This window comes from Dactylosporangium sp. NPDC051541 (assembly GCF_044454505.1).
In the GTDB taxonomy this organism is placed as follows: domain Bacteria; phylum Actinomycetota; class Actinomycetes; order Mycobacteriales; family Micromonosporaceae; genus Dactylosporangium.
This window is the reverse complement of record NZ_JBITDU010000010.1, coordinates 176,221-190,115: the sequence shown is the minus strand read 5'-3', so window position 1 is coordinate 190,115 and position 13,895 is coordinate 176,221. Positions and strand designations below refer to the sequence as shown.

General features: G+C 72.9%; 12 protein-coding genes. 2 read left to right on the top strand and 10 right to left on the bottom strand.

Annotated elements, in window-relative coordinates; all coding sequences use genetic code 11:
* Positions 1-209 precede the first annotated feature (209 nt).
* A complete protein-coding gene (locus tag ACIA8L_RS37320) occupies positions 210-1,061 on the top strand; it encodes a hypothetical protein (protein WP_395912037.1) in 852 nt (283 codons plus the stop codon).
* A 50-nt stretch (positions 1,062-1,111) separates the two neighbouring features.
* Here the strand turns inward: ACIA8L_RS37320 and ACIA8L_RS37315 are convergent, their stop codons facing one another.
* On the bottom strand, positions 1,112-2,095 hold the full coding sequence (locus ACIA8L_RS37315) for a LacI family DNA-binding transcriptional regulator (RefSeq protein ID WP_395912035.1): 984 nt from the start codon (positions 2,093-2,095) through the stop codon (positions 1,112-1,114).
* 169 nt (positions 2,096-2,264) lie between these two features.
* On the opposite strand from ACIA8L_RS37315, the gene ACIA8L_RS37310 reads away from it, so the two are divergent.
* Positions 2,265-5,234: a TIM-barrel domain-containing protein gene (locus tag ACIA8L_RS37310; RefSeq protein WP_395912033.1), complete on the top strand. Its 2,970-nt coding sequence runs from the start codon at positions 2,265-2,267 to the stop codon at positions 5,232-5,234.
* Here the strand turns inward: ACIA8L_RS37310 and ACIA8L_RS37305 are convergent.
* The 9 genes from ACIA8L_RS37305 to ACIA8L_RS37265 all read right to left on the bottom strand — a co-directional run bounded on the left by ACIA8L_RS37305 (position 5,227) and on the right by ACIA8L_RS37265 (position 13,820).
* A complete protein-coding gene (locus tag ACIA8L_RS37305) occupies positions 5,227-6,231 on the bottom strand; it encodes a LacI family DNA-binding transcriptional regulator (RefSeq protein WP_395912031.1) in 1,005 nt (334 codons plus the stop codon). The two genes, ACIA8L_RS37310 and ACIA8L_RS37305, sit on opposite strands and share 8 nt — an antisense overlap.
* 85 nt (positions 6,232-6,316) lie before the next feature.
* Entirely contained in the window at positions 6,317-6,709 is a 393-nt protein-coding gene (locus tag ACIA8L_RS37300) for a cupin domain-containing protein (RefSeq protein WP_395912029.1), read from the bottom strand.
* Complete coding sequence (locus tag ACIA8L_RS37295; protein ID WP_395912027.1) at positions 6,709-7,125, bottom strand: cupin domain-containing protein; 417 nt, start codon at positions 7,123-7,125, stop codon at positions 6,709-6,711. The genes ACIA8L_RS37300 and ACIA8L_RS37295 overlap by 1 nt, the downstream gene beginning before the upstream one ends.
* Positions 7,122-7,949: a phosphoenolpyruvate hydrolase family protein gene (locus ACIA8L_RS37290; RefSeq protein WP_395912026.1), complete on the bottom strand. Its 828-nt coding sequence runs from the start codon at positions 7,947-7,949 to the stop codon at positions 7,122-7,124. The genes ACIA8L_RS37295 and ACIA8L_RS37290 overlap by 4 nt, the downstream gene beginning before the upstream one ends.
* Positions 7,950-7,951: 2 nt before the next feature.
* On the bottom strand, positions 7,952-9,229 hold the full coding sequence (locus ACIA8L_RS37285; protein ID WP_395912024.1) for a Tm-1-like ATP-binding domain-containing protein: 1,278 nt from the start codon (positions 9,227-9,229) through the stop codon (positions 7,952-7,954).
* Between the two features lie 37 nt (positions 9,230-9,266).
* Entirely contained in the window at positions 9,267-9,875 is a 609-nt protein-coding gene (locus tag ACIA8L_RS37280) for a hypothetical protein (protein WP_395912022.1), read from the bottom strand.
* 92 nt (positions 9,876-9,967) lie between these two features.
* Positions 9,968-12,241 (bottom strand): bifunctional lysylphosphatidylglycerol flippase/synthetase MprF, encoded by a 2,274-nt coding sequence (locus tag ACIA8L_RS37275; protein WP_395912021.1) that lies wholly within the window; start codon positions 12,239-12,241, stop codon positions 9,968-9,970.
* Positions 12,238-13,554 carry an alpha/beta hydrolase-fold protein gene (locus tag ACIA8L_RS37270; protein ID WP_395912019.1) on the bottom strand — a complete coding sequence of 439 codons (1,317 nt, stop codon included), beginning with the start codon at positions 13,552-13,554 and terminating at the stop codon, positions 12,238-12,240. Before ACIA8L_RS37270 ends, ACIA8L_RS37275 begins: the two co-directional genes overlap by 4 nt.
* The gene (locus ACIA8L_RS37265) at positions 13,551-13,820 is read right to left on the bottom strand and encodes a hypothetical protein (protein ID WP_395912018.1); all 270 of its coding nucleotides are present in this window, start codon (positions 13,818-13,820) and stop codon (positions 13,551-13,553) included. The genes ACIA8L_RS37270 and ACIA8L_RS37265 overlap by 4 nt, the downstream gene beginning before the upstream one ends.
* Between the last annotated feature and the right edge of the window lie 75 nt (positions 13,821-13,895).

Sequence of the window (13,895 nt, the reverse complement as noted above, 5' to 3'; positions counted from 1 at the left end):
TGTAGGTGACGACCTCCCCCGACCATACCCGGGCTTCCTGAAAACAAGTTGAGAGCCGTGCTCTGAAAATTTCAGCGCGAAACACCAGCTCAGGCCGCATGCGAGAGATCGATTGAACCCTGGCCGCACAGGTTGCCGTACCACGCGACGAGACCGCCGCGGGGCCTCACGGAACCAACCCATAGCTGCTCTGAAGGGTCGGCACTCGCATGTCCACAATCGACACCAAGACATCTATCTTTCGACGGCGGAAGTGGCTGCTCCTCGGCGCCGGCGTGGCCGCGGTGGCCAGCGTCGGGCTCGGGCTCGGCGTCGCGGGCGCACAGACCAGCTCCGGCGCGAACGCCTCGCCCGGCAACATCGTCTGCCCGACGGTGTCGGACAAGCTGCCGGCGGTCCCCGTCGAGGCCCGGGCCGAGGTCGAGCGCAACCTGCAGCTGCTCAACACCCAGGTCGCCGAGGCCAATCAGCGTCTGGTGAGCAGCGTCGGCCAGGGCGGCGCCAACTTCGTCAACAACGCGATCCTCGGACCGCTCAAGGACAAGCGGGCCTCGACCATCGACCGGATCGCCATCGCCATCGGCCGGCACGCGGCCAAGCCGACCGGCCTGGAGTCCCTGGCCGGCTGCCAGCTCGTGAAGGGTCAGCCCCCGGCGACGGCCGTCGTGCCCGCGCCGGTGGTGACGAAGACGACCACGGCGACGAGGACGACCGCGCCACCGGCCGGCAACCAGACCGGCGGCAACCAGACGGGCGGCAACCAGGCCGGCCGCACCATCGCCTGCCCGTCCGTCGCCGACAAGCTGCCCGCGATCCCGGCACCGGCGCAGGAAGAGGTCGACCGCAACCTGACGCTGCTGCAGACCCAGATCGCCGAGGCCGAGCAGCGCCTGGCCACGAGCGTGGGCCAGGGCGGCCCCAACTTCGTCAACAACGCGATCCTCGGACCGCTGCAGGACAAGCGGTTCGCCACCATCAACCGGATCGCGACCGCGATCGGCCGGCACGCGCCCCGCCCGGAGGGCCTGGCCGAGTCCCTGTCCACCTGCACCCTGGCCTAGAACCACGAACATTCGGCGGGGGTACTGCGGCGGCCGCAGTACCCCCGCCATCAATGCTCTGGGCCCGTCGAGCCGCGCACGATCAGCCGGGTCGGCAGCGAGAGGCGGGCGGCGGCGGGGCGGTCCCGGTCCTCGATCAGGTCGTTGAGGAGGTCGACGCCGGCCCGGCCGCACTGGTCCTTCGGCTGGGCGACGGTCGTGAGGGCCGGGCTGACCAGGGCGGCGGCCGGAATGTCGTCGAAGCCCACGATGCTGACGTCGGCCGGGACCCGCACGCCGCGGATGGCGAAGCGGCTCATGAGGCCCAGGCCGATCATGTCGTTGTACGCGATGACCGCCGTGACCGACGCGGCCAGGACGAGGTCGGCGGCGGCGACACCACCCTCGAAGTCGGGCGACACCGGGCCCGTCTCGGCCACCTCGAGGCCGAGGGCGGCGGCGACGGCGCGCACCGCGCGGGCGCGTTCGCGGTTGACCCAGGAGGCCCGCGGGCCGGCCACGTAGGCGACCCGCCGGTGGCCGAGGGCGGCGAGGTGGGCGAGGGCCTGGCGGACGCCGTCGGCGTTGTCGAAGATGATCGACGGCAGCGGGCCGACCCGGCGGTTGAGCAGGACGACCGGGATGTCGCCACAGACGGAGCGCAGCTCGTCGTCGGGAGCTCGGGGCGCGCACAGGACGAAGCCGTCGACCTGTTTCGTGAGCGTGCGGATGACCTCGACCTCGGTGGCGGGGTCCTCGTCGGAGTCGGCGAGCAGGACGGCCAGTCCGAACTCCCGTGACCGGCGCTGGGCCGCCTTCACGATGCCCGGGAAGAACGGGTTGGCGATGTCGGGCACCACCAGGCCGATGGTGCCGGTGCGCCCGGTGCTCAGGCCGCGCGCGATCCCGCTGGGCCGATACCCGAGCCGGGCGACGGCCCGCTCGACCCGCTCCCGGGTGGCCGGCCGGACCTGGTCCGGTGTCGCCAGGGCCCGGGACACCGACGACTGGGAGACCCCGGCCAGCCGGGCCACGTCCTTGATCGTCGCCGCCATGCGAGACCTCCCGACGCCCGCTCGAACCGGTTCCAGAATGTGTCAGTTCCTGACGGCAAAATACGGTGGTGATCGATGTATTGACAAGTATCGAGCTACGGGACCAGGGTGGAACCGTTTCCGGAGAGCTCGTCCGCCAACCAGCCCGGAGACCGAGGAGAGCCGACACATGAAGAGAAGGAACCTGCTCGGCGCGGCCGCCGGGCTGTCGATCGGCGCGGTCGCCGCCGCACCGGGCCGGGCCGTCGCCGCCGTCGGTGAGCAGCTCGGCAACTACGCGAGCCACGTCACCGACGCCCGCAGCGTCACCGTCACCAGCGCGTCCGGCCAGCGGCTGCGCATCACCGCCTACGGCAACCAGATCGTCCGCGTCCGCGCGATCCGCAGCGGCGAGACGTTCTTCGCCGACTCGCGCTACGAGATGGTCGTGCCCGCCAACCACGCCGGCATGGGCGGCACGCTGACCGTCACCGACGCCGGGGCCGCGCTGACGATCGTCACCGGTGCCGCCGACGGCGTCCGGATCGTGCTGTCGAAGAACCCGCTGCGGCTGGAGTTCTACCATCGGGGTACCGGCGCGCTCCTGGCCAAGGAGGACGCCACCCGCAGCATCACGTGGGGCGGTACCAACAACAGCATTGTCACGGAGGCGTTCGTCCCGCCGCCGGCCGACGAGCACTTCGTCAAGGGCGGTCACGGCTTCTTCGGGCGCTCCCCGCGCGTCGACCGCACCGGCGACGTCGTGGCCCACAACTACGGCACCGTCCGCAACGACCAGGCCCCGGCGATCGTGCCGCTGTATTTGTCCACCAAGGGCTACGGGGTGTTCTGCAACACGACGTTCGACGTCACCTACTCCTTCGCCGCCGGCACCGCCCGCGACTACTCGTTCGCCACCGACGAGCACAACACCGCCGGCGTGCGGCCGCAGCTGGACTACTTCCTCATCAACGGGCCCGAGTTCGCGAAGCTGCTCGACCGCTACACGCAGCTGACCGGCCGCCCGCGCCTGCCCCGGCTGGCCATCTTCGGCCTGCACATGACCGACAAGAACTTCCCCGACGTCAGCGACCAGACCTGGTGGCGCACGAAGATCACCCAGCACCGCAACGCGGGCTTCCCGTTCGACCACCACGTCAACGACAACCGCTGGCGGGCCGGGACGGGCGCGTGGGGCGGCTCGTGGTTCGAGTTCAGCCCCGTGCGCTGGCCCGACCCGGCCGGCTACCAGACCTGGGCGGCCGACAACGGCGTGACGATGACGCTGGACTACAACCGCAACAACTCCAACCTCATGGCCGGCTGGGTCGGCGGACCGCCCCCCGGCTACAGCTTCAAGGCCGCCGACCTCACCGGCGTCGCCGACAACGGCTCGGTCCCCGACTGGAGCAACCCGGCCACCCGCGCCTGGGTGTGGAGCGTGTTCTGGTCAAAGGCTTTGAACCCGTCGCTGGGGTACCCGGGGGACGGCCTCTGGCTCGACGAGCCCGACGAGCTCGGCCCGATCCCCTACAACGCCGACAGCGCCGGTGGCAAGAAATGGTCGGAGCTGCGCAACGCCTACTTCTTCTACCTCCACAAGGGCGTCGGGGAGGAAGGCTGGGACCGCGCCCTCGCGAGGCGGCCGTGGACCTGGAGCCGGGGCGCGTCGGCCGGGCAGCAGCGCTACGGGCACTACTGGACCGGTGACATCGCCTCCACCTACGACGAGATGCAGCAGCAGATCCGCGGCATGCTCAACGGCGGGATGGGCGGGTTCCCCTACTCCAACATCGACGGCGGCGGCTTCCAGGGCGGCACCGGCGGCCTGATCTCCGAGCCGTTCTACCGCAACTGGACGGCCGCGTGGTCGAGCCTGTCGCCGATCTGGCGGCCGCACAGCGGGGCCAGCACCACCTCGCAGGGCGCGGTCGCGTCCCGCTGGCCCCTCGATCAGAGCGCGGCGATCCAGGCCGACTTCCGCAAGTACGGCGAGCTGCGGTACACGCTGCTGCCCTACATCTACAGCATCGCCCACGAGGCCGCGGCCACGGGCCTGCCGATGGCGCGGGCGATGGTCATCGACTACCAGAGCCGCCCCAACGCCTACACGCACGACCTGCAGTACCTGTGGGGCCCGTCGATCCTCGTCGCCCCGGTCACGTCGGACGGCGGAGCCACCCAGAACGTCTGGCTGCCGGCCGGCTCCACCTGGTACAACTTCTGGGCCGACGTCAAGCATGTCGGCACCGACGCCGCCGACCTGCCCTACGTCACCCACACCGGCGAGATCGTCCTGTTCGTCAAGGCCGGCGCGATCCTGCCGAAGTACCAGTACGCGCAGAGCACCGCGTACCTGAACAAGCGGCAGCTGGAGCTGGAGATCTGGGCCGGCGCCGACGGCTCGTTCAACCTGGTCGAGGACGACGGCGTCACCGAGGCCTACCGGGTGTCCGGCGCGAAGAGCACCACCACGCTCACGTGGACCGACGCCGCGACCCGGGCCACCGTCGGCACACCGCAGGGCACCTACACCGGGGCACCGGCCGCGCGCCGCTACGTCGTGCGGATCCACGGGCTGACCGCTCCGGTCGGCATGCGGGTCAACGGCGGTGCCACCCTGCCGGCCTACAACACCGAAGCAACGGCCATGACAAGCGGCGGGGGTACTGTCTGGGACGGCACCCGGAAGATACTGACCGTCGTCACCTCGTCGATCCCCACCACGACCGCGGTCACCGTCGAGCCGAGCGGAGCCGCGTTCCCCGCGGCCACCGGCGGCACCGCCTACCCGGCGGAGCGGGCCGTGCTCAGCGGCGCCGTCATCGACACCCGCCACCCCGACTACACGGGCACGGGTTTCGTCGACTTCTCCGACGCGACCGGGGCCTATGTGCAGTGGACGGTCGCCAACACCACCGCCGGCGCCCGGACCCTGACGTTCCGCTACGCCAACGCCGGCACCGCCAACCGGCCACTGTCCATCTCGGTCAACGGCACGGTCGTCAACGGCGCCCTGGCCTTCAACCCGACCGGCTCCTGGGACACCTGGGCCACCACCTCGTTCACGACCACCCTGCCGGCCAGCGGCTCGATCACCGTCCGGGCCACGACCACCGGCGCCAACGGTGCGAACATCGACAGCCTGACGGTCAGTTAGCGCGTCGGGTGCTGCGGCGGACGACCAGGTCCGGGGCGAACACCCGGTGGCTCGCCGCGGCACCCTCGAGGACGGCCAGCAGCAGGTCGAGGGCGGCGATACCGAACTCCTCGTGCGGCGCCCGCACGGAGGTGAGCGGCACCAGGGAGTTCTCCGCGTACTCGATGTCGTCGTAGCCGACGACCGCGATGTCCTCGGGGACCCGGACCCCGCCGGTCGCCAGGGTCTGGATCAGGCCGATGCCGAGCAGGTCGTTGACCGCGAAGATGCCGTCCGGGCGGCGCTCGGCGGGCCGCTCGAGCAGCTGCGCGGCGATCCGGTGCCCGGTGGCGATGACCCGCGGCTCGACGTCGATGACCTCCAGGGTCACGGTGCCGGCCGCCCGGACCGCGTTGCTGGCCCCCTGGAGCCGGTCCGCGACCTGGCGGATGCCGAGCGGCCCGCCGACGAACGCGATGTGCCCGCAGCCGGCCTCGATGAGGTGCTGGACGGCGAGGTACCCGCCGGAGACGTCGTCGATCGACACCGACGGCTGGGCCGCGCCCTCCGCCGCCCGGCCGACGAGGACCGACGGCGTCCCCCGGTCCCGGATCGCGGCCAGGCGGTGCTCGATCGGGCGGGGCGAGGCGACCAGCATTCCCCGGACCCCGTGCTCCTCGAACAGCTCGAGGTAGGAGTCCTCGCGGGCCGGGTCGCCGCCGGAGTTGGCGATGAACATCGACAGGCCGGCCGCGGCCGCGCGGCGCTCCGCCCCCTCGGCGATGGTGGCGAAGAACGGGTTGCTCACGTCCGGGACGATGTACGCGATGGTGGTCGAGTGCCCGAGCCGCAGCTGCCGGCCCGCGTTGTTGCGCACGAAGCCGAGCCGCTCGATGGCGTCCTGGATGCGCTTCGCCTTCTCCGCCGACACCCGGTCCGGGTGGTTGAGGTAGTGCGACACCGTGCCCAGGGAGACGCCGGCCGCGTTCGCCACGTCCCGGATGCCGATCCTCGCCAACTCCCACCATCCACCCCGAGCCGGCCCCGCGCCGCCTACGCGGGACCGGCCCCCTTTACCCCACTCGGTGCAACGCTTGTGTTCGTTACCGGTTCGGGAAGTCCTCCGGCACCGGGCCGGCGGGCACGGCGTGGCCTTCCGCGTCGGCCGGGTCGCGGTACAGGTGGCCGAAGCGGCCGCCGGTCGGGAACCCCGTCTGCACGAAGAAGCCGTGCAGGTCCTCGTAGACCGCGAGGACGTCGTGGGTGTCGCCGGCCTGGGTCAGTACCATGTCGCCGGTCTGCACGTAATGCTCGTCCCCGTCGACCAGGACCCGGGCCTTCCCGCCCGCGATGAACCACAGCTCGTGGTCGTCGTGGTGGTGCCGCTCGAACCGGCCGCCGGCCACCGGCACCGCGAACCGGCCGGCCCCGGCGACCTCGCACCACTCGGGCCGGTCCGCCGGATTGAGCCAGCGGCCGGGCGGGAACACCGGCATCAGCGGACCTGGCTCCAGGCCGGCGCCACCCCGGGGTCGATGATGCGGGCGTCGGGCAGCCCGTCGAGGCCCGTCTCGGCGCCGCCCGGGGTGTAGACGACGACCAGGCGCAGCGGCCGCCACGTGGTGTTGTAGGTGGAGTGCAGGGTGTTGGCCGGGATGTACACGGCGTCGCCCTCCCGGATCGGGAACGCCGGCCCGTCGCCGATCGTCTGCTCGCCCTCGCCGGAGATCACGTAGATGACCTCCTCCTCGTTGGGGTGCACGTGCGGCGCGTGGCCCTGCGCCGGGTAGACGATCACCTCGCCGGTGGTCAGCCCGGCGCCCTCGTCGAGGTGCGGAGTGACCAGCCACTTGATGGTGCCCCAGTCGAACACCCGGGTCGGGTTGTCGTCGGGGCGGCGGAAGGTCGTCATGCGGACTCCTTGATGGCTTTGAACGCGGTCAGCTGGGCCTCGATGGCCCGTTCGGTGGGGAGGCGCTCGACCGAGGAGGCGCCGAAGAAGCCGACCACCCCCGTCGTGTTGGCCAGGATGTAGCGGGCGTCGTCGGGCTCGGCGATGGGCCCGCCGTGGCAGAGCACGATGATGTCCGGGTTGACGGCCACGGCCGCGTCGCGCATCGCCTGCACCCGCCGCGCCGACTCCTCCAGGCTCAGCGCCGTCCGCGCGCCGATCGAGCCGCTGGTCGTCAGCCCCATGTGCGGCACCAGAACGTCGGCCCCGGCGTCGGCCATGGCCGCGGCCTGCTCGACGTCGAACACGTAGGGCGCGGTGAGCAGCTCCCGCTCGCGCGCCAGCCGGACCATGTCGATCTCGAGCTGGAAGCTCATGCCGGTCTCTTCCAGGTTCTGCCGGAACACGCCGTCGATGAGCCCGACGGTCGGGAAGTTCTGCACCCCGGCGAACCCGAGCCCGGCCAGCTCGTCGAGGAACCGCCCCATGACCCGGAACGGATCGGTACCGTTGACACCCGCGAGCACGGGGGTGTCGCGGACGATGGGCAGTACCTCCCGGCTCATGTCCACGACGATCTGGTTCGCGTCGCCGTAGGCGAGCAGCCCACTGAGCGACCCCCGCCCCGCCATCCGGTAACGCCCCGAGTTGTAGATGATGATCAGGTCGGCGCCACCGGCCTCGGCCGCTTTCGCCGAGATCCCGGTCCCGGCCCCGGCCCCGATGACCGGCCGCCCGGCCGCGACGGTGGCCCGCAGCCGCTCCAGCGCGGAAGTCCGATCCATGCTCACACCACCGCCGTCGAGCGCTGGGCCGCGATGAGCGCATGCAGCCGCTCGGCCGCGGCGACCGCGAACTCGGGATCGTTGATGTGCAGGGGCGAGTCGACCACTTCGACCGCGCCGGCCTCGTGGAGTACCGCGTCGAACAGCGCCTTGGACGCGTCGGGGTCCTCGAACGGCATCCCGGGGGCGTCGAGCGCGGACACCCCGCCCCGGGGCACCGCGAGGACGGTCGGCCCGGTGGCGGCCGCGAGCTTCCGCCCGATCCGGCGCCCGAGCTCCGCGTTCTCCTCAGGGGTGGTCCGCATCAAGGTGACGGTCGGGTTGTGCACGAAGAACTGCCGATGCGCGAAGGCCGGCGGTACCGTCTCCCGGGGCCCGAAGTTCACCATGTCGAGCGCCCCGAGGCTGACCACCTGCGCAACGCCGGCGATTCCGGCCGCGGTGAGCCGGTCCGGCCCCGCCGACAGCACACCCCCGACGAGGTCATCGGCGAGCTCGGTCGTCGTCAGGTCGAGCACGCCGGCGAGGAGCCCGGAGCGGGCCAGCCCCTCCAGGGCCCGCCCACCGGACCCGGTGGCGTGGAAGACGAGCACCTCGTAGCCGAGCTCCTCCAGCCGCCCCCGGGCGGCGTCGACGGCCGGCGTGGTGACCCCGAACATGGACGCGGCCACCAGGGGCCGATCGTCGGCGACGGCCTCCCGCCGCGAGTAGGCGGCCGCCATCCCCGCGATCCCGGCCGCGGCGTTGCCGAGGATGGCCCGGGAGAGCTGGTTGATGCCCGAAATGTCGACCACGCTGTACATCATGGTCACATCCGCCGCCCCCACGTACGGCGAAACGTCTCCCGCCGCCATCGTGGACACGATCAGCTTCGGCAGCCCGATGGGCAGATCCCGGACCGCCCGGGCCGCGATGGACGACCCACCGCTCCCCCCGAGCGCGAGCACACCGTGCACAGCCCCCCGGGCGACGAGCGGCGCGAGCACAGCGGCGGCCCCTTCCCCCATGGCCGTGACCGCAACCCCACGATCGTTCCCGTCCCGAAGCGCGGCAATGCTGGTCCCAGCCGCGGCCGCGACGTCTTCCTGCCCGATCACGGACGAGGGCGCCACGGGCGTCAGGGGCGCCGGAAACCCAACACCCGGCCGAATCCCGACGTCGACAACCAGCACCCCAACCCCGTGCCGAGCGAGCCGCTCAGCCACCCACTCGTACTCAGCACCTTTGGTATCAAGCGTCCCCACCAGGGCCACAGTCGGACGCGAGCCAACGTCAGTCATGCGCACGCCCGGGGTGCGTGCGGCGGTATGAGTAGCGTCACCACCCCATCCTGAATCCCATTCTGAAACGTGTCAACCACTCGGATGGTGCGCACGAGGATCTTGTTTTGGAACGTGTCAGCCCAACGCTGCGCGGCGAGTTCGAAGGCGACGCGCAGGAGGTGGCCTCCCAAACCGGACCCTTCCCGCCCAAGCCCCCAACGACCCGGCCGCCGACCACACCGCACACAGGCACACAGCGGCAGCGCGCGGACGCGCACACGAACCAACGCACGCAAACGCACACGCGCACGAAACAGCGCACGGACGCGCGCACGAAACAGCGCGCGGACGCGCGCACGAAGCAACGCACGGACGCGGACAGGAAGCAACGCGCGAACGCGGATGCGAGCACGAAGCGATGCGCGAACGCGGACGCGAGCACGAAGCGATGCGCGAACGCGGACGCGAGCACGAAGCGATGCGCGAACGCGGACGCGAGCACGAAGCGATGCGCGGACGCGGACGCGAGCACGAAGCGATGCGCGGACGCGGACGCGAGCACGAAGCGATGCGCGAACGCGGATGCGAGCACGAAGCGATGCGCGAACGCGGACGCGAGCACGAAGCGATGCGCGGACGTGAAGCAACGCGCGGACGCAGACACGAGCACGAAGCAGGCCGGCCAGTGGGGCGGCCGTCGTGGGGAAGCCGCGCCCAAGTCGTGAGCGCGGTCGTGGGCGTGCGAGGTGGGTCGGGTTAGGAGCGCAGTAGGCGGCGGGCCAGGCGGACGCTCTGGGTAGCGGTCAGTTCGGGTAGGTAGGCGCGCAGGACGGCGGTGCCGATCGCGGGTAGGGCGGCCGGGTCGGTGTAGGCCAGGTACAGGGGGCGGTACTGGGGTTGGAACTTGGATTTGAAGGCCAGGAGGGCCCGGAAACCGTACACCGGCTCGAGGCGGGTCGCGGCGTGGTGCAGGAGGTGGGGCAGGCCGGTTGGTGGGGGTGGTTCGCGCAGGGCCAGGGGAACGCCGGAGAGGCTCACGTATTCGGCGCCTTCGTCGCGGAACTGCTGGGCGGCGGTGGCGATCAGGAACTCCATGACGCCGTTGGCGCTGCCCGGGAGGCGGCGCATCACGTCCAGCGTCCAGGCCTTGACGGCGCCCTCGCAGTACACCGGAAGCCAGCTCGTGATGCCGTGAACCTGGCCGGCCGCGTCCACAGCGATCAGGCAGCGCACCGCGTCGTCGTTGAGCTCGTTGACGCCGCCGAGGGTGAAGCGCATCTCCGGCAGGCCCTTGGCGTCCGTCCACTCGTCGGAGACAGCCCGGATCTGGGCGGCGATCGCCGGTGGGGCTTCGCGGAAGCGGTGCCATTCGGCGGTGAGGCCGTCGCGGGCGGCCCGGTTGAGGGCGGTGCGCACATCCTGCCACTGCCGGCCCCGGAACGTCAGGGCGGGCAGGCCGACGCGGGTCTCCTCGGCGACCTGGACCAGGCTCCACCCGGCCGCGGCCAGGGATCGCGCGGTCTCCTCGTCGATGCTGTAGAAGCACGGGCGCCAGCCGCGGGCCAGGCAGTCGCGGCTGAACGCCTCCATCGCGGCGGCGCGGCCGGCCGGGTCGCCGACGGGGCCGCCGAGGGTGAGGGCCACCGACGAGTGGACGCGGTAGGCGATGGCGGTGCGGCCGTCGGCGCTGAACCAGTAGGTGTTGCCGGGCCAGGTCAGCATGTAGGACAGGGCGTCGCCGCCGTGCTGGACGAGCAGGTCGCGGGCGCGGGCGGCGTCGTCGGCGGCGGCCGGGGCGCGGTCGCCGGCGTAGGTGCGGGCGATGCCGGTGAGCACCGCCAGCCAGGCCGCGGTCCCGGCCCAGCCGAGCAGGACCGTGGCGGCCGGGGAGCGGGCGACGAACGCGGGCGGGACGGCGTCGAGGTAGCCGACCGGCAGCAGCCGTGTCGGCAGGTCCAGCAGGAGACCGGTGAAGGTCGGGACGGGCTCGAGCTCGTGGCGCAGCAGCCAGCCGCCGGCGAGGTACACCCCGCACGCCAGCAGCGGCCCGCCGGCCCCGAACGCCCACGCGGCCCGCACCCGCGCCGGGTCGGAACGGGCCGGGAAGTAGCGCCGGTGGGCGGCGAGCAGGGCGGCGACGAGGAGCGGCAGGGCCACGGACGCGACGACGGCCACCGCCTCGGCCGGGTCGTCGAACGGCGCACCGGGCGCGCGCAGCCGCGGCACCAGGTCGAACGCGAGCGCCCCGGCCAGGGCCAGCACCACGTTGGCGGCCACGGCCAGCCACAGCCCGAGCCGCCGGCCCCGCCGCAGCCCCTCGGCCGCGAGCAGCAGCAGCCCGACCGGCAGCACGGACAGCAGCAGCGGCCCGAGCCCGTCGGCCCGCAATTGCGCGACCAGGGACCGGCACTGGGCGCGCAGCTCCGGGTCGGTGCACGCGGCCTGCAGTTCCGTGACGTCCGGCGGCGTGGCCAGGACCACGAACCGGAGCACCGCGAGGGGTCCTTGGGGCTCGGCCGCGAGCACGGCGATCAGGGGCCCGACGGCACCGGCGGCGACGACGAGCGCCAATAACGTGCGGATTTCGGGGGTACTGGGAGCAACCGGCACCCCGCCACTGCCCCGCCGTCGCAGCAGCGGCCCTACCGCCAGCCCGGCCCCGGCGCACACGAGCAGCGCGAAGTCGGCGGGCCGGCCGGCGTAGAGCAGCATCATGCACGCGGGCACCAGCAGCAGCCGGGTCCGCCGCCGCCACAGCGGGGCCAGGACGGCACTGCCGGCGAGCGTCAGCCCGAGCACCGCCGGCAGTGCCCCGATCGTCAGCAGGGTGCGCACCAGCGGGGCCGGGGCGGGCGGCGGCACCCACCAGCCGGGGATGCGGTCCAGCACCGCCAGCAGCGCCAGCGCGGCGGGCACGACGACGAGCTCCAGCCCGGCGAGCACGGCGGCCGTGCGCAGCCGGCCGATCCGCCGGGCGAACGGCACCGCCAGCCCGAACACGGCGGCCGTGGTCACGAGCGCGGCGATCATCGCGGCTCCCCGGCGGTGAGGCCCAGCCGGGCGGTGAGCACGGGCAGCGCCACGACCAGGCCCTGGCCCCAGACGGCCCAGCTGTGCGGGCCCGGCAGCTCCCACCACTCGACCCGCATCGCGGCGCCTTCGCAGGCCAGCCGCATCCGCTTCTGCTGCGGCCCGTAGTCGGTGTCGTCCCGCCCGGAGACCAGCAGCGCCAGGCTGTCGGGGAACTGCCGGGCGGCCAGGATGTCGCGCGGGTTGGCCCGGGCGAAGGCGGCCGCGTCGCCGCCGAACGCGGCCGCGACGGTGCTCTTGCGGTCGTTCAGGGTCGGCTCGTCCTGGCCGGAGATGTCCAGGAACGTCGGGTATCGGTCGGGCCGCCGGACGCCGAGCTGCAGGGCGCAGGTCCCGCCGTAGGAGTAGCCGCCGACGGCCCAGTGCCGCGGGTCCGGGTCGACGTCGAGGTGCTCGCGCAGCCAGGCCGGGACGTCATCGGCGAGGTAGGTCTCGGCGTTGCCGAGCTTCGAGTCCATGCACAGCGGGTTGGCCATCACCGAGCCGAGGCCGTCGGGCATGACGACGATCGGGGCGAGCCCGTCGTGGTGGCGGGCGAAGTCGTTCATGAGCGTCTCGACGTGCCCGCCGTCGAGCCAGTCCCGCGGCGTCCCCGGCTGCCCGGAGATCAGCACGAGCACCGGCAGCTGGGCCCGGGGCGTCGACAGGTAGGCCGGGGGCAGGTAGACCCAGGCCGGGCGGGCCGTGAACCCGGACCGGGTCCCCGGGATCGGCGTGTTCATCAGCCGCCCGTGCAGGCCGAGCTCGGCCGGGCGCCGCCACACCGGCGCGAGGCCGCGCCCGGGGGCGGGCGTGACCAGCCGGGGCGCGGCCACGGTGGCGTCGGCGACGCTGATGGCGTTGGACGGGCGCAGCCCGAGCGCGGCCCGGAGGCTGTCGTACTGCCCGAACATGGCGTTGATCTCGGAGGCGCAGCCGAGCACCGCGACCCCGGCCACGACCACGCTGAGCAGCCGCCGCAGCGTGCGGGAGCCGGGCCACCACAGGGCGGCCAGCCCGACCGCGGCCAGGCCCAGCCCGGCCCACACCAGCACCATCGTGGGCAGCCGGTCGGGGAACGGCCGCCAGACCCGGTCGACGAGGTAGCCGGCGGTCAGGGCCAGGGTCGCGGCGACACCGCAGGTGACCAGGGCGCGGCCGGGGCGGCGGCGGGCGACGCCGTGCAGCAGCAGGCCGAGCGCGACGATCGCGGCCGCGGACACCGCGAACGGCACCGGTCCGTGCAGCAGCGACCAGTCCAGGGGCCGCTTCATCGGGCCAGGGTCCGGGGGCCGGGCCGGTCGGGGCGCACCGGGTGCATCGGGTGGCCCTTGGGGCGGTGGCAGTGCCAGGTCGAGCGGCGGCCGGGCGGCAGGGCCCGGTGCGACGGCGCCGGTGACCGGGCGGCCGAGCGGCTCGGGCACGAGGGCGTGGTGTAGTCCGTGCGGATCACCGCGGGCTGTGGCCGGCCCGCGGCCGCCGAGACCAGGTCGACCGCCGCGCCCAGCACCACTGCCGCGCCGAGCAACGCCGCCGCCATCCGAGTTCGCACACTCTCATGACGTTTCGATCGAGACGCCTGGTTCCTTCCGCGGCCACGAAAAATCCGGGCGGC